28 protein-coding genes are annotated in these 24,038 nt (G+C 70.6%); 12 read left to right on the plus strand and 16 right to left on the minus strand.

Annotated elements, in window-relative coordinates; all coding sequences use genetic code 11:
• Positions 1-123: 123 nt before the first annotated feature.
• Positions 124-1,287: an aminofutalosine synthase MqnE gene (gene mqnE, locus OG242_RS13295; RefSeq protein ID WP_405898372.1), complete on the minus strand. Its 1,164-nt coding sequence runs from the start codon at positions 1,285-1,287 to the stop codon at positions 124-126.
• A 46-nt stretch (positions 1,288-1,333) separates the two neighbouring features.
• Positions 1,334-1,789: an Lrp/AsnC family transcriptional regulator gene (locus tag OG242_RS13300; RefSeq protein ID WP_405898373.1), complete on the minus strand. Its 456-nt coding sequence runs from the start codon at positions 1,787-1,789 to the stop codon at positions 1,334-1,336.
• A 132-nt stretch (positions 1,790-1,921) separates the two neighbouring features.
• On the opposite strand from OG242_RS13300, the gene OG242_RS13305 reads away from it, so the two are divergent.
• Positions 1,922-2,059: a hypothetical protein gene (locus OG242_RS13305; RefSeq protein ID WP_018524972.1), complete on the plus strand. Its 138-nt coding sequence runs from the start codon at positions 1,922-1,924 to the stop codon at positions 2,057-2,059.
• 10 nt (positions 2,060-2,069) lie between these two features.
• Here OG242_RS13305 and OG242_RS13310 read toward each other — a convergent pair whose 3' ends face one another.
• Genes OG242_RS13310 through OG242_RS13330 form a run of 5 tightly spaced genes read right to left on the minus strand, consistent with a single transcriptional unit; the run spans position 2,070 to position 6,312 of the window.
• A complete protein-coding gene (locus OG242_RS13310; protein WP_405901595.1) occupies positions 2,070-2,738 on the minus strand; it encodes a UbiX family flavin prenyltransferase in 669 nt (222 codons plus the stop codon).
• A 42-nt stretch (positions 2,739-2,780) separates the two neighbouring features.
• The gene (mqnP, locus tag OG242_RS13315) at positions 2,781-3,698 is read right to left on the minus strand and encodes a menaquinone biosynthesis prenyltransferase MqnP (RefSeq protein WP_405898374.1); all 918 of its coding nucleotides are present in this window, start codon (positions 3,696-3,698) and stop codon (positions 2,781-2,783) included.
• Positions 3,695-5,152: a menaquinone biosynthesis decarboxylase gene (locus OG242_RS13320; protein ID WP_405898375.1), complete on the minus strand. Its 1,458-nt coding sequence runs from the start codon at positions 5,150-5,152 to the stop codon at positions 3,695-3,697. Before OG242_RS13320 ends, mqnP begins: the two co-directional genes overlap by 4 nt.
• A 50-nt stretch (positions 5,153-5,202) precedes the next feature.
• The gene (locus OG242_RS13325) at positions 5,203-5,541 is read right to left on the minus strand and encodes a hypothetical protein (protein ID WP_405898376.1); all 339 of its coding nucleotides are present in this window, start codon (positions 5,539-5,541) and stop codon (positions 5,203-5,205) included.
• A gap of 36 nt (positions 5,542-5,577) precedes the next feature.
• On the minus strand, positions 5,578-6,312 hold the full coding sequence (locus OG242_RS13330) for a GntR family transcriptional regulator (protein WP_405898377.1): 735 nt from the start codon (positions 6,310-6,312) through the stop codon (positions 5,578-5,580).
• 89 nt (positions 6,313-6,401) lie between these two features.
• Between OG242_RS13330 and OG242_RS13335 the strand changes: the two genes are divergently transcribed.
• Complete coding sequence (locus OG242_RS13335) at positions 6,402-7,211, plus strand: class I SAM-dependent methyltransferase (protein WP_405898378.1); 810 nt, start codon at positions 6,402-6,404, stop codon at positions 7,209-7,211.
• Positions 7,212-7,284: 73 nt separating this feature from the next.
• Positions 7,285-7,668 (plus strand): PLD nuclease N-terminal domain-containing protein, encoded by a 384-nt coding sequence (locus OG242_RS13340; protein ID WP_405898379.1) that lies wholly within the window; start codon positions 7,285-7,287, stop codon positions 7,666-7,668.
• A gap of 72 nt (positions 7,669-7,740) precedes the next feature.
• Here OG242_RS13340 and ccsB read toward each other — a convergent pair whose 3' ends face one another.
• The 7 genes from ccsB to hemL form a co-directional block, all read right to left on the minus strand.
• Positions 7,741-8,829, minus strand: a complete 1,089-nt coding sequence (ccsB, locus tag OG242_RS13345) for a c-type cytochrome biogenesis protein CcsB (protein ID WP_405898380.1) — start codon at positions 8,827-8,829, stop codon at positions 7,741-7,743.
• On the minus strand, positions 8,826-10,547 hold the full coding sequence (locus OG242_RS13350; protein ID WP_405898381.1) for a cytochrome c biogenesis protein ResB: 1,722 nt from the start codon (positions 10,545-10,547) through the stop codon (positions 8,826-8,828). Before OG242_RS13350 ends, ccsB begins: the two co-directional genes overlap by 4 nt.
• A gap of 6 nt (positions 10,548-10,553) precedes the next feature.
• Positions 10,554-11,294, minus strand: a complete 741-nt coding sequence (locus OG242_RS13355; protein WP_405901596.1) for a cytochrome c biogenesis CcdA family protein — start codon at positions 11,292-11,294, stop codon at positions 10,554-10,556.
• Positions 11,295-11,319: 25 nt separating this feature from the next.
• On the minus strand, positions 11,320-11,928 hold the full coding sequence (locus tag OG242_RS13360; RefSeq protein ID WP_405898382.1) for a TlpA family protein disulfide reductase: 609 nt from the start codon (positions 11,926-11,928) through the stop codon (positions 11,320-11,322).
• 67 nt (positions 11,929-11,995) lie between these two features.
• Complete coding sequence (locus OG242_RS13365) at positions 11,996-13,258, minus strand: hypothetical protein (RefSeq protein ID WP_405898383.1); 1,263 nt, start codon at positions 13,256-13,258, stop codon at positions 11,996-11,998.
• A gap of 180 nt (positions 13,259-13,438) precedes the next feature.
• Positions 13,439-14,137, minus strand: coding sequence for a histidine phosphatase family protein (locus OG242_RS13370; RefSeq protein WP_405898384.1), 699 nt, complete (start codon positions 14,135-14,137; stop codon positions 13,439-13,441).
• The gene (hemL, locus tag OG242_RS13375; protein WP_405898385.1) at positions 14,134-15,450 is read right to left on the minus strand and encodes a glutamate-1-semialdehyde 2,1-aminomutase; all 1,317 of its coding nucleotides are present in this window, start codon (positions 15,448-15,450) and stop codon (positions 14,134-14,136) included. The genes OG242_RS13370 and hemL overlap by 4 nt, the downstream gene beginning before the upstream one ends.
• Positions 15,451-15,580: 130 nt before the next feature.
• On the opposite strand from hemL, the gene OG242_RS13380 reads away from it, so the two are divergent.
• From OG242_RS13380 to OG242_RS13405, 6 genes are all read left to right on the plus strand, one after another.
• Positions 15,581-16,177, plus strand: a complete 597-nt coding sequence (locus OG242_RS13380) for a hypothetical protein (protein WP_405898386.1) — start codon at positions 15,581-15,583, stop codon at positions 16,175-16,177.
• Between the two features lie 329 nt (positions 16,178-16,506).
• Positions 16,507-16,773, plus strand: coding sequence for a hypothetical protein (locus OG242_RS13385; RefSeq protein WP_405898387.1), 267 nt, complete (start codon positions 16,507-16,509; stop codon positions 16,771-16,773).
• An 11-nt stretch (positions 16,774-16,784) separates the two neighbouring features.
• Positions 16,785-17,606: a DUF6597 domain-containing transcriptional factor gene (locus tag OG242_RS13390; protein WP_405898388.1), complete on the plus strand. Its 822-nt coding sequence runs from the start codon at positions 16,785-16,787 to the stop codon at positions 17,604-17,606.
• Positions 17,607-17,643: 37 nt separating this feature from the next.
• Positions 17,644-18,183 carry a GNAT family N-acetyltransferase gene (locus OG242_RS13395; RefSeq protein WP_405898389.1) on the plus strand — a complete coding sequence of 180 codons (540 nt, stop codon included), beginning with the start codon at positions 17,644-17,646 and terminating at the stop codon, positions 18,181-18,183.
• A 128-nt stretch (positions 18,184-18,311) separates the two neighbouring features.
• Complete coding sequence (locus OG242_RS13400) at positions 18,312-19,151, plus strand: NAD(P)H-binding protein (RefSeq protein ID WP_405901597.1); 840 nt, start codon at positions 18,312-18,314, stop codon at positions 19,149-19,151.
• Between the two features lie 42 nt (positions 19,152-19,193).
• Entirely contained in the window at positions 19,194-19,928 is a 735-nt protein-coding gene (locus tag OG242_RS13405; RefSeq protein WP_405898390.1) for a Mut7-C RNAse domain-containing protein, read from the plus strand.
• 13 nt (positions 19,929-19,941) lie between these two features.
• Here the strand turns inward: OG242_RS13405 and OG242_RS13410 are convergent, their stop codons facing one another.
• A complete protein-coding gene (locus OG242_RS13410; protein ID WP_405898391.1) occupies positions 19,942-20,424 on the minus strand; it encodes a MarR family winged helix-turn-helix transcriptional regulator in 483 nt (160 codons plus the stop codon).
• 47 nt (positions 20,425-20,471) lie between these two features.
• Positions 20,472-21,047, minus strand: a complete 576-nt coding sequence (locus OG242_RS13415) for a TetR family transcriptional regulator (protein WP_405898392.1) — start codon at positions 21,045-21,047, stop codon at positions 20,472-20,474.
• Between the two features lie 142 nt (positions 21,048-21,189).
• On the opposite strand from OG242_RS13415, the gene OG242_RS13420 reads away from it, so the two are divergent.
• The 3 genes from OG242_RS13420 to OG242_RS13430 all read left to right on the plus strand — a co-directional run bounded on the left by OG242_RS13420 (position 21,190) and on the right by OG242_RS13430 (position 24,037).
• A complete protein-coding gene (locus OG242_RS13420) occupies positions 21,190-22,674 on the plus strand; it encodes an FAD-dependent oxidoreductase (protein ID WP_405898393.1) in 1,485 nt (494 codons plus the stop codon).
• A gap of 199 nt (positions 22,675-22,873) precedes the next feature.
• Complete coding sequence (locus OG242_RS13425; protein WP_405898394.1) at positions 22,874-23,209, plus strand: YnfA family protein; 336 nt, start codon at positions 22,874-22,876, stop codon at positions 23,207-23,209.
• Positions 23,210-23,278: 69 nt separating this feature from the next.
• On the plus strand, positions 23,279-24,037 hold the full coding sequence (locus OG242_RS13430) for an SDR family NAD(P)-dependent oxidoreductase (RefSeq protein WP_405898395.1): 759 nt from the start codon (positions 23,279-23,281) through the stop codon (positions 24,035-24,037).
• Position 24,038 lies beyond the last annotated feature (1 nt).

The raw sequence follows: 24,038 nt of genomic DNA on the forward strand, positions 1-24,038 counted from the left end.
CGCGCAGGTTAACCATTACAGCCCCTCGGCTCAACCGCCGTCCGGAACGCGAGAAAGCTCCGGCCGGGGACGGTGGCCGGAGCTTTCGTACGTGCAGCGTCGCGCGCGCGGCGCGCGCCGGGGTCAGACCCGCATCGGCTGCGGCGACTCGCGCCGCTCCGCGTCCGGGCCCGGGTACTCGCGGAGGATCTCGTACCGGGTGTTGCGCTCCACCGGCCGGAAACCGGCGTCGCGGATCAGGTCGAGCAGGTCCTCGCGGGTCAGCTTGTTCGGCGTGCCGTAGTTGTCCGCGTCGTGCGTGATCTTGTACTCGACGACCGAGCCGTCCATGTCGTCCGCGCCGTGCTGGAGGGCGAGCTGCGCGGTCTGCACGCCGTGCATCACCCAGAACACCTTGACGTGCGGCACGTTGTCGAACAGCAGCCGGGAGACGGCGAACGTCTTCAGCGCCTCGGCACCGGTCGCCATCGTGGTGCGCGCCTGGAGCTTGTTGCGGACCTTGCCGTCCTTCATGTCCACGAAGTCGTGCTGGTAGCGCAGCGGGATGAAGACCTGGAAGCCGCCGGTCTCGTCCTGGAGCTCACGCAGCCGCAGCACGTGGTCGACGCGGTGCCGGGGCTCCTCGATGTGCCCGTACAGCATGGTCGCCGGCGTCTTCAGCCCCTTCTCGTGGGCGAGCCGGTGGATGCGCGACCAGTCCTCCCAGTGCGTCCGGTGGTCCACGATGTGCTGGCGGACCTCCCAGTCGAAGATCTCCGCGCCGCCACCGGTCAGCGACTCCAGACCGGCCTCGATCAGCTCGTCGAGGATGTCCGACGCGGACATCCCGGAGATGGTCTCGAAGTGGTGGATCTCGGTGGCGGTGAACGCCTTGAGGGAGACCTGCGGCAGCGCTTCCTTCAGCGCGCTCAGCGAACGCGGGTAGTAGCGCCACGGCAGCGAGGGGTGCAGCCCGTTGACGATGTGCAGCTCGGTGAGGTTCTCGCCCTCCATCGCCTTGGCGAGCTTCACCGCCTCCTCGATGCGCATCGTGTACGCGTCCTTCTCCCCCGGCTTGCGCTGGAAGGAGCAGTACGCGCACGAGGCGGTGCACACGTTGGTCATGTTGAGGTGCCGGTTGACGTTGAAGTGGACGACGTCGCCGTTCTTGCGCGTACGCACCTCATGGGCCAGCCCGCCGAGCCAGGCCAGGTCGTCGGACTCGTAGAGCGCGATCCCGTCCTCGCGGGTCAGCCGCTCGCCCGCCCCGACCTTCTGCTCCAGCTCGCGCTTGAGTCCCGCGTCCACCAGTGCTCCTCAATTCCTCGCCGTACCGAACCCGCCCACCGTACGCCTAGCCCTCCTCGGGAAGGTCTCCGACCCGGTTCTCCCACTTGGTGGAGAGCACGACGGTGGTACGGGTGCGCGAGACGCCCTTGGTGCCGCTGAGCCGGCGGATCGTCCTCTCCAGGCCGTCCACGTCACCCACGCGCACCTTGAGCATGTAGGAGTCGTCGCCCGCGATGAACCAGGCGTCCTCGATCTCCGCGAGGTCCTTCAGCCGGTGCGCCACGTCCTCGTGGTCGGCGGCGTCGGAGAGCGAGATACCGATCAGGGCGGTGACCCCGAGGCCGAGCGAGGCCGCGTCGACGGTGGCGCGGTAACCGGTGATGACACCGGCGGATTCCAGCCGGTTGATGCGGTCGGTGACGCTGGGCCCGGAGAGCCCGACGAGCCGCCCGAGCTCGGCGTACGAGGCCCTGCCGTTCTCCCGGAGGGCCTGGATGAGCTGCCTGTCCACCGCGTCCATGTGACTGAAACCTTCCATTGTTCAGCAGTACAGCAAGTCTACGTGTAGAATCAAAGGCGTGCAGGCATTGAAGCCTGCAAATCTTCCCACACAATCAAAAATCGCTTACGAATCTTCAGGAGTGACGACACCGTGTACACGATCGAGATGGCCTACGCCCGAATGCGCGAGCTTCAGGACCTGGCCAACCGCTCGCGTGCCCACCAGCCCGCCGCCGCCCTCCGCGTCGACCGCACCCGCGGCCCGCGGCGCGCCCCCAAGAAGCGCTGACCCGCCCGGGTCAGCCCCCGGAGCCGGCACCACCGAGCTCCCCCTCCCACCGGCGGTACAGCCGATGCGGCACCCCCGCCGCGTCCAGCACCCGCCCCGCGACGAAGTCCACCAGATCCTGGATGTGCGTCGCCCCCGCGTAGAACCCCGGCGAGGCGGGCAACACGACCGCGCCCGCCTCGTCCAGGGCCACCAGCTGCTTCAGCGTCGCCCCGCTCAACGGCGTCTCGCGCACCGCGACCACCAGCTTCCGACGCTCCTTCAGCGTCACGCTCGCCGCCCGCTGCAACAGGTCCTTCGACAGCCCGAGCGCCACCCCCGCCACACACGCCGTCGACGCCGGCACGATCAGCATCCCCTTCGCCGGGTACGACCCCGAGGACGGGCCCGCGGCCAGATCGCCGGCCGCCCAGTGCCGTACACCCGACACGTCCACGTCGAAGGTCTCCGGCTTCCCGTCCGCCCCCCGCGCCAGCCAGGCCGCCAGATCCTCGCGCCAGTGCGCGTCGCGGAAGGCGATCCCCGTCTCGTCCAGCAGCGTCAGCCGCGACGCCCGGCTCACCACCAGGTCGACGCTCTCCCCGGCCGCCAGCAGCCCACGCAGTACCGCGGCGGCGAAAGGCGTGCCCGAAGCGCCGGAAACCCCGACAATCCAAGGCATTCGCTGCTGCTGACTCACTGAAATCCGGGAATCCACACCCCCGAGCCTATCCGGCACCGCTCACACCGTGAGCCCGCGCACCACCAGATCCAGCAGCGCGCAGACGAACAGCGCTATGCCGATGAAGCCGTTGACCGAGAAGAACGCCCGGTTCAGCCGGGACAGGTCGTGCGGCCGCACCACGCGGTGCTCGTACACGAAGGCCACCGCGACGATCACCATGCCGATCCAGTAGAAGGCCCCCGCGTCCGTGGCGAGGCCGAACCAGACGAGCAGGCCCGTCGTCACCACGTGGCACACCCGCGCGCCCCACAGCGCGGCCGGGATGCCGAAGCGGGCCGGGAAGGACAGCACCCCGTGCGCCCGGTCGGCCCGCACGTCCTGGCAGGCGAAGATCAGGTCGAAGCCGCCGATCCAGATGCCGACGGCGAGCCCCAGGATCACCGCGTCCCACGACCAGCTGCCGGTCACCGCCAGCCAGGCGCCGATCGGCCCGATGGCCTGCGCGAGCCCCAGGATCGCGTGCGGGAAGTTCGTGAACCGCTTGCCGTACGGGTAGACCACCATCGGGATCACCGCGACCGGTGCAAGCGCCAGGCAGAGCGGGTTCAGCAGGGCCGCGGCCCCGAGGAACACGACGACGGCGACGAGCGCCCCCGACCACGCCGACTTCACCGACACCGCACCGGTCACCAGCTCCCGGCTCGCGGTGCGCGGGTTCCGGGCGTCGATCTCGCGGTCGATGATCCGGTTCGCGGCCATCGCGAACGTCCGCAGCCCGACCATCGCGAGCGTCACGAGCAGCAGCGTGCCCCAGTGGATGGTCTCGTCCACCCGGAACATCGCGGTCAGGGCTGCGATGTAGGCGAAGGGCAGCGCGAAGACCGAGTGCTCGATCATCACGAGCCTCAGGAAGGCCTTCACCTTGCTGTTCGGTTGCGCGGGCCCCGGTCCCAGGGTCGCTTCTGCGGCGCTCACAGGCCGTACTCCTTCCACCGGCGGTCGACCAGCGTCGCCGTATCCGGGTCCGACTCGACCATGTCCGGCCAGCCCCCGTCCCGCGTGTACCCCTCCTCGGGCCACTTCCGCGTCGCGTCGATGCCCGCCTTGCCGCCCCAGAACTGCTGGTACGAGGCGTGGTCGAGGTGGTCGACGGGACCCTCGGAGACCACCAGGTCACGGGCGTAATCCGTGTTGCCGAGGGCCCGCCAGGACACCTCGTGCAGGTCGTGGACGTCGCAGTCGGAGTCCACGACGACGATCAGCTTCGTCAGCGACATCATGTGCGCGCCCCAGATCGCGCTCATCACCTTCTGCGCGTGCTTCGGGTACTTCTTGTCGATCGAGACGATCGCGCAGTTGTGGAAGCCGCCCGACTCCGGCAGGTGGTAGTCCACGATGTCCGGGACGATGATCTTGAGCAGCGGCAGGAAGAACCGCTCGGTGGCCCGCCCGAGCGGCCCGTCCTCGGTCGGCGGCCGGCCCACCACGATCGACTGGAGCAGCGGCCGCTTCCGCATGGTCACGCAGTCGATCGTCAGTGCGGGGAACGGTTCCTGCGGGGTGTAGAACCCGGTGTGGTCGCCGAACGGCCCCTCGGGCAGCGTCTTGCCGGGCTCCAGCCACCCTTCGATGACGACCTCGGCGTTGGCCGGGACCTGGAGCGGCACGGTCTTGCAGTCGACCATCTCGATCCGCTTGCCCTGGAGGAACCCGGCGAACATGTACTCGTCGATGTCCTCGGGCAGCGGCGCCGTGGAGGCGTACGTGACGGCGGGCGGCGCGCCGAACGCGATGGCGACGGGCAGCCGCTCCCCGCGCCGGGCGGCGACCTGGTAGTGGTTGCGGCTGTCCTTGTGGATCTGCCAGTGCATCCCGATGGTGCGCCGGTCGTGGCGCTGGAGGCGGTAGAGCCCGAGGTTGCGGATGCCGGTCTCGGGGTGCTTGGTGTGGGTGAGCCCCAGGTTGAAGAAGGAGCCGCCGTCCTTGGGCCAGGTGAACAGCGCGGGCAGCAGGTCCAGGTCGACGTCGTCGCCGGTGAGGACGACCTCCTGGACGGGCGCGTTCTCGCCCTTCACCTTCTTCGGCGGCACGTGCACCATCGACCCGAGCTTCCCGAAGGCCTCCCGCACCCCGACGAACCCGTGCGGCAGCTCGGGCCTGAGCAGCCCGCCGATCTTCTCGCTGATCTCGCCGTACGACTTCAGCCCGAGCGCCTTGAGCAGCCGCTTGTCGGTCCCGAAGACGTTCATGGCCAGGGGCATCGAGGACCCCTTGACGTTCTCGAAGAGCAGCGCGGGCCCGCCGGCCTTGTTCACCCGGTCGACGATCTCACCGACCTCCAGGTAGGGGTCGACCTCGGCCTTGATGCGCTTGAGCTCGCCCTCGCGCTCCAGAGCCCGGAGGAGGGATCGCAGATCGTCGTAAGCCATGCTGACCAGTTTGACATCCGTCCCGGCGGCGGCCGCCGGGGCTCCCCGCGTCAGCCGTTGACCGCCGGCCCCGCAGACTCCGCCGCCGCCTCCCCGCACCGCAGCCGCATGCCCTTGCTTTCCGAAACGCGCAGCGCGTCCGTCAGGCACTCGGCCAGCCGCACAGCGGCGAACCGCAGCTCTGCGACCGTCGATCCGGCGGCGGCGATGATCGGCTTGGCGCAGTCGAGGACTTCCGCGCCCATGCTGAGCTGCACGGCCTCCATCTCGTCCGCCAGACGCGATACATAGCCGTGGCCGTCGGTCTGCAAGTAGCAAGGCCTGCCGTCGGGACGGGCCCACGGAAGTAAGCGCGCGTGGAGGGAGTCGGTGTGCTCCGAAGTGCTCACGAATCGAGACTGGACCGGTTGACCGGTCCAGTCAAGCTATTCGGTGACGCTTCCACCCATCGGGTAGGTCTCCACCTGCTCCCAGAGGTGAGCCGGCGTCACCCCTTCCTCGCACACGAGGACACCGCCGTCGCCGTCACTCGCCACGTGGAGGACGACCGCGAGTGCGGCCGGTACGTCCAGCCCGAGGCTTACGGCCTCGCTCTCGGAAGCGAGACGCACTGAGGTCACGTCCGTTCCACGGACCGGGGACCTACCGGTCATCCGCGTCACATAGTGCGTGGTCCCTTCCGGGATCGGCCCCTTCTGCGCCAGCCTCGGGCAGGCGTCCGCCACCTCCTCGGGGAACCAGGCGGTGACCAGCGACAGCGGCGAGCCGTCGTCGAGCAGCATCAGCCGGTTCCTGCGGAGGGCGAGTTGCCCGGGACCGAGCCCCATCGCGTCCGCGATCCTCGTGGGCGCCTTCTCCTTCTCCGGCAGCCCCAGACGCCTGAACGACCGCCCGCCGGACACCCGGGACGATCCGGCGGAACGGCGCCCGGCCGGTCGGGCCACGGGAGTCTCCACCACAGTGAACCCCGATCCCTGCCGGGCGACGACGAGCCCGTCACCACGCAAGACGTCCATCGCCTTGATGACAGTGGCGCGCGAGACCGACCACTGCTCGCACAGGTCACGTCCGGAAGGCAGCAGATCGCCCGCTCCGAACTCGCCGTCCGAAATCCTTGCGCGCAGGGACTCCGCGATCTGCTCGTACTTCAGTTGCGGCACTGTGATCTCCTGGTAGCTGGACAGGTCAACCGGTTAGGTTAGCCGAGGGATACACCCGCCTCGGCTTCGGCCCGGAACAGGACGGTCTCATGACGGCTTACCAAGTCCCGGCAGGAATCATCGAGTTCTACACGGCCACCATCAACGAGTCCGACCGCCTCTCCGGCTCCGCCGACGGAGTCCTGGAGATGGTCCGCACCCAGGAGCTGCTGCGCCGGCACCTGCCACCCGCACCCGCTTCCGTACTGGATGTCGGCGGCGGCCCCGGCGCCCACGCCCGATGGCTGTCCGAAGACGGCTACCGAGTCCATCTCGTGGACCCGGTGCAACGGCACATCGCCGAAGCCGAGGGCTCCGGGTACAGCGTCGAGCTGGGGGATGCCCGGGACCTGAGCGCGGCCGATGACTCGTACGACGTGGTCCTGGTCCTCGGCCCGCTCTACCACCTCGTGGAAGCCGCCGACCGGAAGACCGCCCTGGCGGAGGCGTACCGCGTGGCCCGGCCCGGCGGGCTCGTCGCCGCCGCCGGCATCAACCGCTACGCCTCCCTCTTCGAGCACACCGCCCTCGCCCACCTCGACCGCGACTCGCTCCAGCAGGGCATCGCCAAAATCCTGGACACCGGATCCCACGACGGGAAGAAGGGCTTCACCGAGGCTAACTTCCACACGGGTGCCGAGCTGGACGCCGAGATGCGCGAGGCCGGCTTCACCGGAACCCGGGTGTACGGCGTCGAGGGCCCCACCTGGGCCCTGCTGAAAGCGACCGAGCGCCACACGGGGGAATCCCTGGTCGGATCGCGTCTGTTCGCCTCCGCGCTGACGGCCGCGCGCATGGCCGAACCGTACCCGGACCTGCTCGCCGCCAGTTCCCACCTGCTCGCCGTGGGACGCAAATGACACCCGTTACTCTGGGCCCGTCACCGGGGCGGGGCAAAGCCCCGCCAACTCTCCTCGGGGGGACCTTTCCACCATGCTCCGGGCCCTGATCTACCTTCTGCCGCTGGCGCTGACGATCTTCGCGTTCATCGACTGCCTGAACACCCCGGAGGACGAGGCCAAGCACCTGCCGAAGATCGCCTGGGTCTTCATCATCCTGCTGTTCTGGATCGTCGGCCCGATCGTCTGGCTGGCCGCGGGCAAGCTCCGCCAGGCGCCCGCCGGGGGCCGTACGCCCTCCGAGTGGCACCGCAACCACCGCCAGGAGTGGGTGGCGCCGGACGACAACCCGGACTTCCTGAAGTCGCTGAAGGAAGAGAGCAAGAAGGACGAGGCGCTCCTCAAGGACTGGGAGGCGGACCTCCGCCGCCGCGAGGAGGAACTGAAGCGCCGCGAGGGCGATCCGGACGCCTTGTAACCACACCGTGTACGACGACTGCCCGCCCCCGGGCCTCCGGGTGGCGGGCAGTCGTCGTCGAAGAAGGGCGCGTCAGACGCCGGCGTACGAGTGCTTGCCGGTGACGAAGATGTTGACGCCGTAGTAGTTGAAGATCCAGCAGCCGAAGGCGATCAGGGCCAGGTAGGCGGCCTTGCGGCCCTTCCAGCCGGCGGTGGCGCGGGCGTGCAGGTAGCAGGCGTAGGCGACCCAGGTGATGAAGGACCAGACCTCCTTGGGGTCCCAGCCCCAGTAGCGGCCCCAGGCGTCGCCCGCCCAGATCGCGCCCGCGATGATCGTGAACGTCCACAGCGGGAAGACGGCCGCGTTGATCCGGTACGAGAACTTGTCGAGGGTCGACGCGGACGGCATCCGGGAGAGCACGGAGTGGGCGAAGGCGCCCGGCTCCTCGCCGTTCGCGAGCTTGTTCTCGTAGCTGTCGCGGAGGAGGTAGATGAGGGTGCCGATGCCGCCGATGAAGAACACGGCGCCGCAGATGATGGCGGTGGAGACGTGGATCCACAGCCAGTACGAGTGCAGCGCGGGCACCAGCTGGTCGCTGGAGGTGTAGAGCACCGTGGTCGCGAGACCGAGGTCCAGCAGGATGGCCGTGACCAGGATCAGGCCCATCCAGCGGACGTTCTTCTTCAGCGCGAGCAGGGCCAGGTACGCGCCGACCGCCACCGTGGAGAAGGTGACGGAGAACTCGTACATGTTGCCCCAGGGCGCGCGCTGCACGGACAGCGCGCGGGCGACGACGCCACCGGCCTCCACCAGGAACGCGAGGACGGTCAGCGAGACCGCCATCCGCCCGTAGAGGTCGCCCTTGAACGTGCCGCCGGCGGCGCCGGGGCCGTCCGGGACGTCACGCGAGCCGGCTGCGGACCGGGTGATGACCTTGGGCTTCTCCAGGACCGCGGTGCCCCCGCCCTTGGTGGCGACCTGGACCTTCACCGTGCCGGCCGCCGCGGCGGCCTCCTCGGTGGTGAGCGCGGCGGCGGTTCGGCCGACCTTGCTGCGGCTGCCGAACACCCACTCCGCGATGTGCGCGAAGAAGGCCAGGGTGTAGACGGCCATCGACGAATAGATCAGCACATTGCTGGTGTGTGCCAGGTTCTCGTTGGTTGCGGCGGCGAGATTCATTTCTCAGCCCCTTCGGCAGGTTCTACGGAGGACGCCTCGTCGACGTCGCTGTCGGTGCCGGGCGCGGTGGGCGCCTCGGCGTTGAGCTTGACCGCGAGGTCGGCCAGCTCCTCGGGAAGCTTCGCGGACTCGCTGCGGCCGAGTCCGGCCATCTCGACGACGGTGGTGCCGTCGTCGCCGCGTACGGCCCGCACCCAGACGCGGCGGCGCTGGATGAAGAGGGAGCCGGCGAGTCCGGCGATGGCGGCGACGGCGCCGGTGAGCGCCCAGCCGCTGGCGGGCTGTTCGGAGATCTGGAAGCTGGCCCACTCCTGGATGCCCTCGAAGGTGATGGAGCCGGCCCCGTCGGGCAGCTTCATCGTCTCGCCGACGAGGAGGCGCTGCTTGAGCTGCTTGCCGTCGGAGTCCTTGAACTCCTTCATCTTGGTCTTGTCGAGCTGGTACACGTTCTGCGCGATGCCGGAGTCGACGCCGAGCGAGCCGTGGTAACCGTTGAGGGCGAGGACGGGCATGTCGGCGGCGGGGAACTGCGAGAACATCGTGCCCTGGCCGTTGCCGGCGAAGGTCGGCACGAAGAACGCCTGGAATCCCAGCTGGTCCTTCTTGCCGTTCTCGTCGCGGTAGCCGTCCATGACCTTGATGGCGCCGGTCGAGGTGACGTTGTTGTCGATGGGCAGCAGCGGCACGGCGGCCTTGTAGACCTCCTTGCCCCGGCCGTCCTTGACGGAGACGACGGGCGCGTAGCCGTGGGCGTTGAGGTAGACCTTCGTGCCGTTGACGACGAGGGGTTCGTTGACCTTGATGACCTTCTTCTGCGGCTTGCCGTACGCGCCGTCGGAGAACGTCACGTGCGCCTCGTACGTACGCGGCGTGCCGATCTGGGGGCCCTTGCGTTCGTACGTGCCGATGAAGTCGTCGAGGGTGAAGCTGAACGGGGTCAGCGAGTCGTTGTCGAAGAGCGATCCGGACTTGAAGTCGTCGTACTGGGTGATGGTGTTGGAGAACCCGTCGCCCTCGACGACCAGTTTGGCGCCCTCGGACTTGAACAGCTGCCCCCAGGCGAAGGCGACGAGCATCACGATGAGCGCGACGTGGAACATCAGGTTGCCGGCCTCGCGGAGGTAGCCCTTCTCGGCGGCGACGGAGTCACCGGCGAGGTGGGCCCGGTAGCGGCGCCTGCGGACGATGGCGAGGGCGGCCTCGTGGACCTGCTCGGGCGTGGCCTCGGTGCGCCAGGTGGTGTACGCGGGCAGCCGGGTGAGGTGCTTCGGGGCGCCGGGCGGGCGGCTGCGGAGCTGGCCGACGAAGGTGCCGGTGCGCGGGATGATGCAGCCGATGAGCGAGACGAACAGCAGGATGTAGACCGCGGAGAACCACACCGAGCTGTAGACGTCGAAGAACTGGAGCTTCTCGAAGATCGGCGTCTCGAAGGTGTGCGTGTCCTTGAAGGTCTGCACCTTGAGCTCGTCGACGCTGTTCTGCGGGATCAGCGAGCCGGGGATGGCCCCGAGCGAGAGCAGGAAGAGCAGGATCAGCGCGACCCGCATGGAGGTCAGCTGGCGCCAGAACCAGCGGATCCAGCCGATGACGCCCATGGCGGGGAGGTTGGCGAGGGACTCCTCGCGGGGGGCGGTGGAGAGCTGGGAGCCGGCGGCGCCGAGCTCAGTCTCGTACTCCTGGTCCCGCTCCTGGGAGGGGTTGGACGTGGTGTTGCTCATTCGTACTCAGATCCCCACCTGGAAGCCGGCGGACCAGCCCTGTAGTTCCTGCATCATGCTGCCCCACGCGCCGGTCAGCAGGAGCAGCCCGGTCACGATCATCATGCCGCCGCCGATGCGCATGACCCAGGCGTAGTGGCGCTTGACCCAGCCGAACGCGCCGAGTGCCTTGCGGAAGGCGACGGCGGCGAGCACGAAGGGGATGCCCAGGCCCATGCAGTAGGCGACGGTCAGTATGGCGCCGCGCCCGGCGGTGCCCTGGTTCATGGCGAGGATGGACACCGAGCTGAGCGTGGGCCCGAGGCACGGGGTCCAGCCGATGCCGAAGAGCGCGCCGAGCAGCGGGGCGCCCACCAGGCCGGTCACCGGCTTCCTGTGGATACGGAATTCGCGCTGCGTCATCCACGGCATGAGGCCCATGAAGAAGACGCCCATGAGGATCATCAGCACGCCGAGCACCTTGGTGAGGGGCCCGCTGTTGGCCTGGAGGGTGTCCCCGAAGAAGCCGAAGAGGGCGCCGCCGGAGACGAAGACGGCGGTGAAGCCGGCGACGAACAGCGCGGCGCCGGCGACCATGCGGCCGCGCCGGGCCTCGGCCAGGTCGGCGCCGCTGACCCCGGTGACGTAGCTGAGGTAGCCGGGGACGAGCGGCAGGACGCAGGGCGAGAAGAACGAGACGAGCCCGCCGAGCAGGGCGATGGGCAGGGCGACCAGGAGGGCGCCGTTCATCACCGTGTCGTTCTGCATGGCGGCGGCGAGGGTGCTCACCTGATCACTTCTCCGCGATCAGCGGGTCGAGCATCTTGTGCAGATCGGCGTCGTCCATCGGGCCCACGAAGCGGGCGGCGAGCTTGCCGTCCCGGTCGATGACGACGGTCGACGGGATGGACTGGAGCCGGAAGGTGCCCTTGGGGAAGCGCAGCAGGAGCTTCCCGGTCCGGTCGTAGAAGCTGGGGTAGGTGACCCCGTGCTCCTCCTCGAAGCTGAGGGCGTTGCTCCGGGAGTTGTCGCGGGTGTTGATCCCCACGAACCGGACGCCCTGGTCCTTGGTCTCCTTGGCCACCTTGTTGAAGTACTTCGATTCCAGCCGGCAGGGGGCGCACCAGGAGCCCCAGGCGTTGAGGACGATGACCTTGCCCTTGTAGTCGGCGAGGTCGAGCTGCTTGCCGTCCACGGTCTCGCCGTCGAGCTTCGGTGCGTCGGCGCGCTCCCCCTTGGGCGCGGTGGCGATTCCGTCGTTGGCCGTGACGAAGTTGGTGTCGCCGCCGCCGCTGGTCTGGTTGCCGGAGTCGCACGCGGTCAGCGTCAGTGCGAGCGCGGCGGCCGCCAGGGGGGCGGCGAGCAGCGTGAAGCGGCGTCGGGGTGCGCGGCCATGGCTCATGTGAAAAGTTTCGCATGGCGGTTCCGGGGATCTTGGGCACCCCCCTCGGTGCCCGTAAAGCCCGTTGTCAGGCCTGTTTAAAGAAGGTGTTCCAGCCGCCCGCGGGGGCCTCGCCGACCTGGAGTGTACGGAGCTTGGCGAGGACGGCCGGGTTCTGGACGTCGAGCCAGTCGACGAACTGCCGGAATGAGACGAGGCGCACGTCCGGTTTCCCGGCGATGTGCTTGAGCGCGTCCTCGACGGCGTCCATATAGATGCCGCCGTTCCACTCCTCGAAGTGGTTTCCGATGTAGAAGGGTGCGCGGTTCGTCTCGTAGGCGCGCTTGAATCCGCCGAGGTACGACTGCGTGGCCTGTTCGCGCCAGCCGGGATAGCGCGAGGGCATTCCCTTGGTGGAGTTCTGCGACTGGTTGGCGAGGATGTTGTAGTCCATGGAGAGGACTTCGAAGGTGTGCCCGGGGAAGGGGATGCCCTGGAGCGGCAGGTCCCAGACGCCCTGGCGCTTGCTGGGCCAGACCTGGGTGCCGCCGGGCGAGCTGGCGTCGTAGCGCCAGCCGAGCTTCTTGGCGGTGGGCAGCAGGTTGTCCTGGCCGAGCAGGCAGGGGGTGCGGCCTCCGACGAGTTCCTTGCGGTAATCGAAGGGGAGCGATTCCTCGTCGTTCCAGCCGGTGTTGGTGCGCCATTCGGTGACGAAGGAGATCGCCTGGTCGATTTCGCTCTGCCACTGGGCGGGGGTCCAGTTGCCGACCGATCCGGAGCCGGCGCAGAAATGGCCGTTGAAGTGGGTGCCGATCTCGTGGCCGTCGAGCCAGGCCTGCCGGACGTTCTTGAGCGTCTCCCTGACGTGGCCGTCGGTGAGATAGCCGATGTCGGAGGCGCCTACGGGGTTGTTCGGCGGGCGGTAGAGCCTTTTCTTCGATTCCGGGAGCAGATAGAGGCCGGAGAGGAAGAAGGTCATCGACGCGTCGTGTTCGCGGGCGAGTTCCAGAAAGCGGGGGAACAGCCCGTTGCCGACCTCGCCGGCCCCGTCCCAGGAAAAGATCACGAACTGCGGGGGCTTCTGTCCGGGCTCCAGCGGCTCAGGGGCCTTCGGCTGCTTGGGCTGTTTCCCGGTGTAGGCGGTGGAACCGTCGCCGATGGCGCGGACGTCCTTCTTCTTTTCGGTGCCCTTCGAGGTCCCGCCCTTCTGGCCGGTGGAACCGTTGTCCGGGCTCGGGCTGCTGTCCCCGGCGCCGGCGCCGGAAGACCCGGTGACGCTGCACCCCGCCATTCCGACGGCCGCGGCACCGAGACCGGCTCCGAGCAATCCCCTTCGGCTGATCTCACGCATGCGGCTTCCCATCTGCGGTCGTTTTGCCCTAAGTACATACAAACTGGCAAACGCTTAGATGGTTGTAGCCACACGGGGGTTCCCCCAGATAGCACATAGTTCTTTACGAAACCAGCCCCCAGCGTTGACCGAACACAGAATCGAATCCCCGCTGGGGGCCATACCGCTCCAGGGCGACCGCTACGCGCCGAACCCCTTCGACGCACCCTTCACCGGCTTCGCGCCCGCGCGCAGATGCGCCGGCACCAGATCGCGGGCCGGCTCCGAATAGCCCACGGAGACGATCTTGTCGCCCCGGTACGTGAAGCTGGTGAGCGAGGCGAGGGTGCACTGCCGCTTGCGCGGGTCGTGCCACAGCCGGCGCCGCTCCACGAAGCTGCGGACGATCCAGACCGGCAGCTGGTGGCTGACGCAGACCGCCTCGTGGCCCCGGGCCGCGTCCCGCGCCGCGTCGAGCGCGCCCATCATGCGGACGACCTGCTCGATGTACGGCTCGCCCCACGACGGGCGGAACGGGTTCGTCAGGTGCTTCCAGTTGTCCGGCTTGCGCAGCGCACCGTCGCCGACGCCGAAGGTCTTGCCCTCGAAGACGTTGGCGGCCTCGATGAGGCGGCCGTCGGTCGCGAGGTCCAGTCCGTGCGACTTGGCGATCGGCGTCGCGGTCTCCTGGGCGCGCTCCAGCGGGGAGGCGACGACGTACGTGATGTCGCGCTTCTCCAGGTGCTCGGCGACCCGGTCGGCCATCTGCCGGCCCAGCTCGGAGAGGTGGTACCCGGGCCGGCGGCCGTACAGCACGCCCTCCGGGTTGTGCACCTCGCCGTGGCGCATCAGATGGACCACGGTGATGTCGTCAGTGGTGTCGGTGGGCTTCTCGCTCATGCGGTGGCCTCCGAGGCGGCGCGGGCGGCGGCGGGCAGGGCGGCGGCGATGCGCTCGACGGCCTGCGTGTCGTGGGCGGTGGAGACGAACCACGACTCGAACGCGGACGGCGGGAGGTAGACACCCTGCGCCAGCATCGAGTGGAAGAACGGGGTGAAGCGGAAGGCTTCCTGCCGCTTGGCGTCCTCGTAGTCGCGGACGGGCCCGTCGGTGAAGAAGACGGAGAACATGTTGCTCGCCGCCTGGACGGTGTGCGCGACGCCCTCCTTGTCCAGGGCGGCGCTGACCAGGCCCCGGATCTCGGCGGAGACCGCGTCCACCCTCGCGTACGCGGCGTCGTCCAGCAGCCGCAGCTGCGCGAGCCCGGCGGCGGTGGCGACCGGGTTACCGGACAGCGTGCCCGCCTGGTAGACCGGGCCGGCCGGGGCCAGGTGCGCCATCACGTCGGCGCGCCCGCCGAACGCCGCGGCCGGGAAGCCGCCGCCCATGACCTTGCCGAAGGTCATGAGGTCGGGCCGCACCCCGTCGACGCCGAACCAGCCGGCCTTCGACGTACGGAACCCGGTCATCACCTCGTCGGAGATGTACAGCGCCCCGTTGGCGGCACAGAGCTCCTTGAGCCCCGCGTTGAACCCGTCCAGCGGCGGGACGACGCCCATGTTGCCGGGCGACGCCTCGGTGATCACGCAGGCGATCTCCCCGGGCTGCGCGGCGAACGCGGCGCGCACGGCCTCCAGGTCGTTGTACGGCAGCACGATGGTGTCGCCCGCCTGCGCGCCGGTGACCCCGGGGGTGTCCGGGAGCCCGAAGGTCGCGACGCCGGACCCGGCCGCGGCGAGCAGGGCGTCCACGTGGCCGTGGTAGCAGCCGGCGAACTTCACGACCTTGGCCCGGCCGGTGAAACCGCGGGCGAGGCGGATCGCGGACATGGTCGCCTCGGTCCCCGACGAGACCAGCCGCACCTGCTCCACCGGCTCGACGCGCGCGACGATCTCCTCGGCGAGCGCGACCTCGCCCTCGCCGGGCGTACCGAACGAGGTGCCGCGGGCGACAGCCTCCTGAACTGCGGCGATCACCTCGGGGTGGGAGTGGCCGAGAATCATCGGCCCCCACGAGCACACGAGGTCGACGTACTCCCGCCCGTCGGCATCGGTCAGGTACGGACCGGTACCGGACACCATGAACCGGGGCGTACCGCCCACGGCCCGGAAGGCACGGACAGGAGAGTTCACGCCGCCGGGCGTCACGAGGGACGCGCGGTCGAAAAGCGTCTGCGAAACTGGGGCGTCATAGGGAAAGCTCACACATGCCATGGTGTCAGAGCCACGGACGGTCTTTGCGGACAGGTGTTTCACCGCACGCCCGTGGGGGAGGTCACTGACACGATGATCGGGTTGCGCGGCGGGGGCTGTGCCTCCTAGTGAGTAGTCGGGTGGATGAGATATGCATCGCGGTGGCGGAGTGGGCGAAGGGACGGACGGCCCGGGGCCCGAGCCTGCCCGGCGGGGTCGGCACCGGCGGCGCGAGGCTGAGCACACGCAGGGCATACAGGCCGGTGAGGCGCGGACAGGCGGCGGAGCCGGGAGCGGAAGTGGTGGCCGGGTGGGGGTGACCTACAAGTATTTCGGTGCCCCCGACGGGGCCACCGCCGCACGCGTGCCCATCTCCATGCGCCCCGAGGAGCTCGGCGGCGACGAGCTCGGCATGGGCGGCATGTTCAGCAAGATCAAGCCGGAGACGGTGGCCGCGATGGTCCTCACCGGCATACAGGGCATACCTCTGCACAAGGTCCCCCCGCTCGAACTGGTCGTCCTGCACCCCGACTACGCGGTGGTCAAGCTCCCGATGACGGTCGTCGACCCGCTGCGCGGCGTCGGCGAGGAGTCCGTGGGCGCCGCCGCCTTCATCTGGTCCACGGTCCCCGACCGCGGCGGCCCGCGCGACGCGTTCAACGTGTACCAGCTCCTCCACGAGTGGCAGGACTTCAGCCACCGGCTGCACGACGCGGGGCATCAGGCGTACTGCCTGGTCTGGCCCTGACGCGGGGCGTTGGCCTGGGGCGGCGGAACGGCCCGAGAGTCACGGCCACCCGGGCGTCCGGTTCGTCCCGGTCACCGACGCGCCCGCCGCCACGGTCCACCTCGCACGGCCCGTTCACCCCACGCATCCGCGTACGGAGGACTTCCTGGCCGCGGTCAGGGATGTGGTGAGCGGCGGCTGAACCGGCCCGCCGCGCCGACCTGCGGTCATGTGCTCGAAGGACAGATGTCGGCCCTTCATATCCGGCCATTCAATGGCCGAAGAATGATCTCCAGAGGGCCCGTCCGACCTGCCGATGCAGGAGACACCGTCCCCCGAAGGAGGCTGCCATGGGCGACATTCTCCTGACCCTGTCCGTTCCCGCACTGCTCCTCTCCAGCGGCCTGTACGCGGTGCTCAGCGCCCGGTGGCGGCGCATACACCCCGCGCCGCCGTCCCCGTACACCCGGCAGGCCGCCCGGCTGGCCGGCCGTGCGGCACTGACGGACGCCGGGCGGATCGTCGACGAGGCGTACGGGACGCTCGGCGGCCTCTACGACGGCCGGCACCCCGGTACCGGTGCACAACAGCAGCCCGCGAGGGCCGCCGCGTCCTAGGATCGGCCGTCATGGCCGGTCACGAAGGTCCGCGGCGCGACACCCGGGGCATCGTCGACGCGCCCGAGCTGTTCGCGCACGTACAGTTCCGGCGCCGCGAGCCCGCGCCCGAGCTGCGGCCGTATCTGGAGCACTACTGGCTGATCGACTGGGACCTCTCCCAGCCGTACGCCTCCCACCTCGTCCCGCATCCCAGCGTCAACCTCGTCTTCGAGCGGTACGCGGGCTGCGGCGACGAGGACGCGGGGTACGCCGAGGTCTCGGGCATCGGCCTCGAGCTGTTCACGCAGAAGCTGGAGGGGCGCGGGCGGGTGTGCGGGGTGCAGTTCCGGCCGGGCGGCTTCCGGCCGTTCGCGCCGGGGGCGCCCGTGTCGCGGTGGACGGGCCGGCGGCTTCCGGTGGCCGACGTGTTCGCACCGCCCGCCCCGCCCGCCGCCGTGCTGGACCCGGAGGCGGAGGACGACCGGGTCGCCGCGCTCGACGCGTACCTGCTGGCGCTCGGCCCCGAGCCCGACCCGCGCGCCGACCTGGCGATGGCCCTGGTGGACCTGGTGCGCACGGACCGCTCGATCCTGCGGGTCGACGGACTCGCCCGCGCCGAGGGCGTGTCGGCCCGCTCGCTGCAACGGCTGTTCGCCGCGTACGTGGGCGTCGGGCCCAAGTGGGTCATCCTGCGCTACCGCATCCACGAGGCGCTGGAGCGCGCCGGGGCCGACCCGGACGTGGACTGGGCGGGCCTCGCCGCCGACCTCGGCTACAGCGACCAGGCGCACCTGGTCAGGGACTTCACGGCCACGCTCGGCGTGCCGCCCACGGCGCTGGGTGCCCGCTGAGGGCCCCGCTGTCAGTGCCGGGTCCTACAGTGCGGTCATGGCCGATGTGAAGCGCACCACAGCGTCATCCGTACGGATCGAGCCCTGGTCGCAGGACGACCTGGACCTTCTCCGCCGTGCCAACGCACCGGAGCTGATGGCTCATCTGGGCGGCCCCGAGACGGAGGAGCAGCTGATGGGGCGCCATGCCCGCTATGTCGCGCTGAGCGCCGACCGGACGGGCCGGGGCCGGATGTTCCGCGTCGCCCTGGCCGGCGGGGCGGAGGCCGTGGGGACCATCGGCTTCTGGGAGCGGCCCTGGCGGGACCAGGAGGTGTACGAGACGGGCTGGACGGTCCTCCCGGAGTTCCAGGGCCGGGGCATCGCGTCGGCCGCGACGCGCGCGGTGGCCGACGCGGCGCGCGCCGAGCGCAAGCACCGCTATCTGCACGCCTACCCGTCCGTGGAGAACGGCCCGTCGAACGGCGTGTGCCGCAAGGTGGGCTTCACGCTGCTCGGCGAGTGCGAGATCGAGTACCCGCCGGGCCACCCGCTCCTGACCAACGACTGGCGGCTGGATCTGCGGGCGGACGGATGAGGGCGAACGGATGAGGGCGAACGGATGAGGGCGGTCAATGCGTTTGACGGCTGACGCCACCTCCTGGATATTTACCTGCGTCACACAGTCTTTGTGTGACGCATTCGAACCTTCGGGGAGACCACCTCATGCTCACGCTCGTCACCGGATGCCGCGGCCGCGTCGGCTCCGCCCTCACCGCCCTCCTGCACCAGGGCGGCCACCCCGTCCGCGCCGCCTCGCGCAACGCCGCCGAGCTGACCCCGCCGCCCGGCGTCCCGGCCGTGACCTGCGACCTCGGCGACCCGAGCACGTTCCCCGAGGCCCTGAAGGGCGTCGACTCCGTCTTCCTGTACGCGGAACCCGCGCACATCGACGCCTTCCTCACCGCCGCCCAGGAGGCCGGAGTACGGCACATCGTGCTGCTGTCCTCCAGCTCGGTCCTCGTCCCGGACCCGGCGGCCAACCCCATCGCCGCCTCGCACCACGCGGTGGAGCAGGCGCTCCTCGCCTCGCCGCTCACCGCGACCCTGCTGCGCCCCGGCGCCTTCGCCACCAACGCCTACGGGTGGGCCGGTTCCTTCCGCTCCGGGCGCCCCGTCGACCTGCCCCACCCCCGCAGCGAGGGCAGCCCCATCGACGAGACCGACATCGCCGAGGCCGCCTACGCCGCCCTCACCGACCCCGCGCTCCAGGGCGCCGCGTATCACCTCACCGGCCCCGAGTCCCTCAGCGCCGCCGAGCAGGTCCGCATCCTGGCCGAAGCCTGCGGCACCCCGGCCGCCGTCAACGAGGTGAGCCCGGCCGCCTGGAAGGAGGCGGTGTCCCCCTTCATGCCGGCCGAGGTCGCCGACGGGCTGCTCGCCTACTGGGCGACCACCGACGGCATCCCCGCCGAGGTGGCCGACGGGGTGCAGAAGCTGACCGGCCACCCGGCGCGCACGTTCGCCGCCTGGGCCGCCGGGCACGCCGCCGCCTTCCGCCCCTGAAATCCAGGGGCGGCACGAGGTCCCCGATGGCATCCTGACCGGGTGAACGGACCGGAGATCCACCTCGAAGTCGCCCCCGGGCTCAGGCTCTTCGTGGCCCACGGGCGCCGGCAGGGGCGGACGCCGGTGACCACCGACGGCTCGTCCACGCTCGGCCATGTCGTCGAGTCCCTGGGCATCCCGCTCACCGAGGCGGGCGAACTCCTCGTCGACGGCCGCCCGGCCCCCGTCTCGCACATCCCGGCGGCGGGGGAGCTCGTCGAGGTCCGCCCGGTCCCCCGCCCGCAGCACGTCCCGGGCGCGCCCCTGCGCTTCCTGCTCGACGTCCACCTCGGCACGCTCGCCCGCCGGCTGCGGCTGCTCGGCGTCGACGCCGCGTACGAGAGCGAGGACATCGGCGACCCGGCCCTGGCCGCCCTCTCGGCACGGGAGCGGCGCGTCCTGCTCTCCCGGGACCGGGGGCTGCTGCACCGCCGGGAGATCTGGGCGGGCGCGTACGTCTACAGCGACCGCCCGGACGAGCAGCTGCGCGACGTGCTGGAGCGGTTCGCGCCGCCGCTCGCCCCGTGGACCCGGTGCACCGCGTGCAACGGTCCGCTGACGGACGCCGACAAGGACTCGGTCGGCCCGCACCTGGAGCACGGCACGCGCCGCTCGTACGACGTGTTCGCGCAGTGCGTGGAGTGCGGCCGGGTCTACTGGCGGGGCGCGCACCACGCCCGGCTGGAGGCGATCGTCGCGGAAGCGGTGCGCGACTTCGGCCCGGTGGCGGGCTGAGGGACGCGCGCGCTCAGGCGTCGCCCTCGCGCAGCCGGGCGATCTGGGTCGCGCTCAGCTCCACCGTGCGCCGCATATGGGTGAGGAGCAGGGCCGCCTCCTCGTCGTCGTACGCGTCGAACAGCCCGTCCCAGCCTCCGTTCAGCCGCTGCCAGACCGCGCCGACCTCCGCCATCCGCTCGGGCACCGTCGCCACGAGCACCCGCCGCCGGTCCGCGGTGTCCCGGGCGCGCGTCACGTAACCGGCCCGCTCCAGCCGGTCCACCAGCCGGGTCGCCGAGCCCGTGGTGAGCCCGGTCAGCTCCGCGATGCGCCCCGTGGTGACGGGCGCCGCCTCCATGCCGAGCAGGTTCAGGCACTGGAGGTCGGTGGGGTGCACCCCCAGCCGGTCGGCGACGGCCTGGTTGAACAGCGCGTAGGCGGCCATGTAGCGCCGCGACACGGTGGACAGCTCGGCCAGCAGTGCGCTGCGGCGGGGGGACGGTTCGGGCGGCATGCGGAGAGTGTACGAAGCGACGCACGACGAACCCGTGCTGCGGCGGATCAGGGCCCTTCGGCCGTCAGGTAGCGCTGGACGGTGGGCGCGAGCCAGGCGATCACCTCGTCCCGATCCATGGAAACGGCGGGCTCGATGCGCAGCACGTACCGCGCGAGCGCCATACCCAGGATCTGCGAGGCGGTGAGCGCGGCACGGCGCGGGGCGTCGGCGGGGTCGGGGCAGAGACCTGCGGCTATCGGCCCGAGCTGCTCGGCGAAGACGGCCCGCATCCGCTCGGCACCCGCCTCGTTCGTGACGCCGACCCTGAGCAGGCCGGTGAGCACGTCGTCCCGCTCCCAGCGATCGAGGAAGTGGCCGACGAGGACCGCCCCGGCGTGCTTGCCGGGCAGGGCCCCCAGCTCCGGCATGCGCAGATCTATCGCCGACGCGGCGGCGAAGAGACCCTCCTTGTTGCCGAAATAGCGCATCACCATCGACGGGTCGATGTCCGCGTCACGGGCGATGGAGCGGATGGTGGCGCGCTCGTACCCGTCGGCGGCGAACCGCTCGCGTGCGGCGTCCAGGATCGCGGCCCTGGTCGCGTCCGAACGGCGGGGTGCCGGGGAGGCTTTCGTCGTCATGCCAACAATTGTAGGCCAACAACCGTTGACATGCCAGCAGGGGCGTTCTATATTTGCCTACAAGCGTTGGCCAACAAACGTTGACGTGCTGCGGTCCGCACCTTCGGCCGGCAGCCGCCACCACCGGCACCGGGAGACCACCATGACGAACGACCCCACCCCCGCCCGCGGCTCCGCAGCCCACGCCGACCACGAAGCCACCGTCGACGTACTGATCGTCGGCGCGGGCCCCACCGGGTTACTGCTCGCCGGCGACCTGGCGGCCCAGGGCCTGTCGGTCACACTGGTCGAGCGCCGCAGGCACGAGGCGGGGAACGTCACCCGCGCCTTCGCCGTGCACGCACGCACGCTCGAATTGCTCGACTCCCGCGGCCTGGCCGACGAGCTGATCGGGACGGGCACCACACTCACCGGCCTCCGCCTCTTCGGACGGCTCGGCCTGGACCTCTCCCGGCTGCGCACGCGCTTCCCGTTCCTGCTGATCACCCCGCAGTACGAGGTGGAGCGCCTGCTGGAGCGCCGCGCCCGCGCCGTCGGCGTGGACTTCCGGTACGGGGTGGAGCTGACGGGGCTCGACCGGGCGGCGAGCCCCGACACCGTGACCGCCTCCCTCCGGGCCGCGGACGGCACACCGACCAGCCTCGCGGCGCGGTACGCCGTGGGCACCGACGGAGTCCGCAGCTCGGTCCGCCAGGCCCTCGGGCTCCCCTTCCCCGGCGAATCCGTGATCCGGTCCATCGTCCTGGCCGACGTCCGGCTCACCGAGGAGCCGGCCGAGCTCCTCACCGTCAACGGAGTGGGGGACGCCTTCGCCTTCATGGCACCCTTCGGTGACGGCTGGTACCGCGTGATGGGATGGAACCGCGCCCATCAGGCGGACGACAGCGACCCGGTCGAACTGGACGAGCTGAGGGAGATCACGCGCCAGGCGTTCGGCACGGACTACGGCATGCACGACGCCCGGTGGATCTCACGCTTCCACAGCGACGAGCGCCAGGTACCCGTGTACCGGTCGGGACGAGTCTTCCTCGCCGGGGACGCCGCGCACGTCCACTCCCCCGCCGGCGGCCAGGGCATGAACACCGGTCTCCAGGACGCGGCCAACCTCGCCTGGAAGCTCGCCGCGGCGCTGCGAGGACACACGACCGACCCCGAGGCTCTCCTGGACAGTTACCACGCCGAGCGGCACCCGGTCGGCGCCAAGGTGCTCCGCACCAGCGGCGCCCTCGTCCGCCTCGCCATGGCACGCACGCCGCTCCAGCGGGCGGCAAGGACGCTGATCACGCACGCGCTGTCCGCCGTCCGGCCCGTCTCCGACCGGGCCATCGGCATGATCTCGGGCATCGGAATCACCTACCGGGCCCCGCGCGGCTCCCACCGCCTGACCGGGAAGCGGGCTCCCGACCTCAGCCTGGCGGAGGGCCGCCTGCACCAGCTGCTCGGCGGGGGCACACACGTCCTCGTCACCCCCGCCGGAACATCCGAACCGGTCTCCGTCGCCCCGCTCCTGCACACCCACTGGACGAACGACCGGGGCACGACCCTGCTGGTCCGCCCCGACGGGTACATCGGCTGGGCGAGCGACCACGACGACCCCGAGGCCCTGCGGGCCGCGCTCTCCCGGTAAGCCCCGCTGCCGGGAGCCGTCCGCGCGCAGCGGGCCGGTCCGGCGCAGCACGGTCCGGGGGTCGGCCCGGCGGCAGTCGCCAGCCAGATCGCGGCGATCGGCCGGCGGCTCGGACACCCGCAACCGCACGGTGACCCCGTCCAGGTCGGCCGGCACCGGCGCGCGTCTCCCGGTCCGTCGCCCATGACACCCTGCCCCCATGTCCGTGCTCCGCTCCACCGCCCTGTTCGTCCTCGCCGCGCTCTTCGAGATCGGCGGCGCCTGGCTCGTCTGGCAGGGCGTCCGCGAGAACCGGGGCTGGGCCTGGATCGGCGCGGGGATCATCGCGCTCGGCACGTACGGCTTCGTGGCGACGCTCCAGCCGGACGGCGAGTTCGGGCGGGTGCTCGCGGCGTACGGCGGGGTCTTCGTGGCGGGCTCCATCGCCTGGGGCATGGCCGCCGACGGCTACCGGCCGGACCGCTGGGACGTGACCGGCGCGCTGATCTGCCTGGCCGGGATGGCCGTGATCATGTACGCCCCCCGCAACCACTGACCCCGGCCCGGCCTGCCTATCCTGGCCCCGTTGGACCATACCGATCAGCCGTCCGAGGAGAGCCCGACCATGGCCGCAACCCCCATCGCCGTCATCACCGGAGCGAGCAGCGGCATCGGCGCCGCGACCGCCCGGCAGCTGGCGGCCTCCGGCTACCGCGTCGTGCTCACCGCCCGCCGCAAGGACCGCATCGAGGCCCTCGCCGCCGAGATCACCGAGGCCGGCCACCAGGCGACGGCCTACGCGCTGGACGTCACGGACCGGGCCGCGGTCGACGAGTTCGCGACCGCGTTCCGCAGCCTCGCCGTCCTGGTCAACAACGCGGGCGGCGCGCTCGGGGCCGACCCCGTCGCGACGGGTGACCCGCAGGACTGGCGGCAGATGTACGAGACCAACGTCATCGGCACCCTCAACGTGACCCAGGCCCTGCTGCCCGCCCTCACCGCGAGCGGCGACGGCACGGTGGTCATCCTCTCCTCGACGGCCGGCCTGTCCACCTACGAGGGCGGCGGCGGTTACGTGGCCGCCAAGCACGGCGAACACGTCCTGGCCGAGACCCTGCGCCTGGAGATCGTCGGCACCCCGGTCCGCGTGATCGAGATCGCCCCGGGCATGGTCAGGACCGAGGAGTTCGCCACCACCCGCTTCCGGGGCGACACGGAGAAGGCGGCGAAGGTCTACGCGGGCGTCGAGGCCCCCCTCACCGCCGACGACGTGGCCGACACGATCAACTGGGCGGTCACCCGCCCCAGCCACGTCAACATCGACCTCCTGGTCGTCCGCCCCCGAGCCCAGGCCTCCAACTCGAAGGTGCACCGCACCAGCTGAT

The sequence above is a fragment of the Streptomyces sp. NBC_00727 genome, assembly GCF_045161745.1.
GTDB lineage: Bacteria > Actinomycetota > Actinomycetes > Streptomycetales > Streptomycetaceae > Streptomyces.

Bases quoted from the DNA above. Each gene is read 5' to 3' on its own strand.
- OG242_RS13355 (WP_405901596.1), bottom strand. From the start codon at position 11,294: ATGCAGAACGACACGGTGATGAACGGCGCCCTCCTGGTCGCCCTGCCC.
- OG242_RS13365 (WP_405898383.1), bottom strand. From the start codon at position 13,258: ATGCGTGAGATCAGCCGAAGGGGATTGCTCGGAGCCGGTCTCGGTGCC.
- OG242_RS13370 (WP_405898384.1), bottom strand. From the start codon at position 14,137: ATGAGCGAGAAGCCCACCGACACCACTGACGACATCACCGTGGTCCAT.
- OG242_RS13425 (WP_405898394.1), top strand. From the start codon at position 22,874: ATGTCCGTGCTCCGCTCCACCGCCCTGTTCGTCCTCGCCGCGCTCTTC.
- OG242_RS13395 (WP_405898389.1), top strand. From the start codon at position 17,644: ATGGCCGATGTGAAGCGCACCACAGCGTCATCCGTACGGATCGAGCCC.
- OG242_RS13335 (WP_405898378.1), top strand. From the start codon at position 6,402: ATGACGGCTTACCAAGTCCCGGCAGGAATCATCGAGTTCTACACGGCC.
- OG242_RS13400 (WP_405901597.1), top strand. From the start codon at position 18,312: ATGCTCACGCTCGTCACCGGATGCCGCGGCCGCGTCGGCTCCGCCCTC.
- OG242_RS13415 (WP_405898392.1), bottom strand. From the start codon at position 21,047: ATGACGACGAAAGCCTCCCCGGCACCCCGCCGTTCGGACGCGACCAGG.
- hemL (WP_405898385.1), bottom strand. From the start codon at position 15,450: ATGGCATGTGTGAGCTTTCCCTATGACGCCCCAGTTTCGCAGACGCTT.
- OG242_RS13420 (WP_405898393.1), top strand. From the start codon at position 21,190: ATGACGAACGACCCCACCCCCGCCCGCGGCTCCGCAGCCCACGCCGAC.
- OG242_RS13430 (WP_405898395.1), top strand. From the start codon at position 23,279: ATGGCCGCAACCCCCATCGCCGTCATCACCGGAGCGAGCAGCGGCATC.
- OG242_RS13410 (WP_405898391.1), bottom strand. From the start codon at position 20,424: ATGCCGCCCGAACCGTCCCCCCGCCGCAGCGCACTGCTGGCCGAGCTG.
- ccsB (WP_405898380.1), bottom strand. From the start codon at position 8,829: ATGAATCTCGCCGCCGCAACCAACGAGAACCTGGCACACACCAGCAAT.
- OG242_RS13390 (WP_405898388.1), top strand. From the start codon at position 16,785: ATGGCCGGTCACGAAGGTCCGCGGCGCGACACCCGGGGCATCGTCGAC.
- OG242_RS13350 (WP_405898381.1), bottom strand. From the start codon at position 10,547: ATGAGCAACACCACGTCCAACCCCTCCCAGGAGCGGGACCAGGAGTAC.
- OG242_RS13300 (WP_405898373.1), bottom strand. From the start codon at position 1,789: ATGGACGCGGTGGACAGGCAGCTCATCCAGGCCCTCCGGGAGAACGGC.
- OG242_RS13380 (WP_405898386.1), top strand. From the start codon at position 15,581: ATGCATCGCGGTGGCGGAGTGGGCGAAGGGACGGACGGCCCGGGGCCC.
- OG242_RS13340 (WP_405898379.1), top strand. From the start codon at position 7,285: ATGCTCCGGGCCCTGATCTACCTTCTGCCGCTGGCGCTGACGATCTTC.
- OG242_RS13360 (WP_405898382.1), bottom strand. From the start codon at position 11,928: ATGAGCCATGGCCGCGCACCCCGACGCCGCTTCACGCTGCTCGCCGCC.
- OG242_RS13385 (WP_405898387.1), top strand. From the start codon at position 16,507: ATGGGCGACATTCTCCTGACCCTGTCCGTTCCCGCACTGCTCCTCTCC.
- OG242_RS13320 (WP_405898375.1), bottom strand. From the start codon at position 5,152: ATGGCTTACGACGATCTGCGATCCCTCCTCCGGGCTCTGGAGCGCGAG.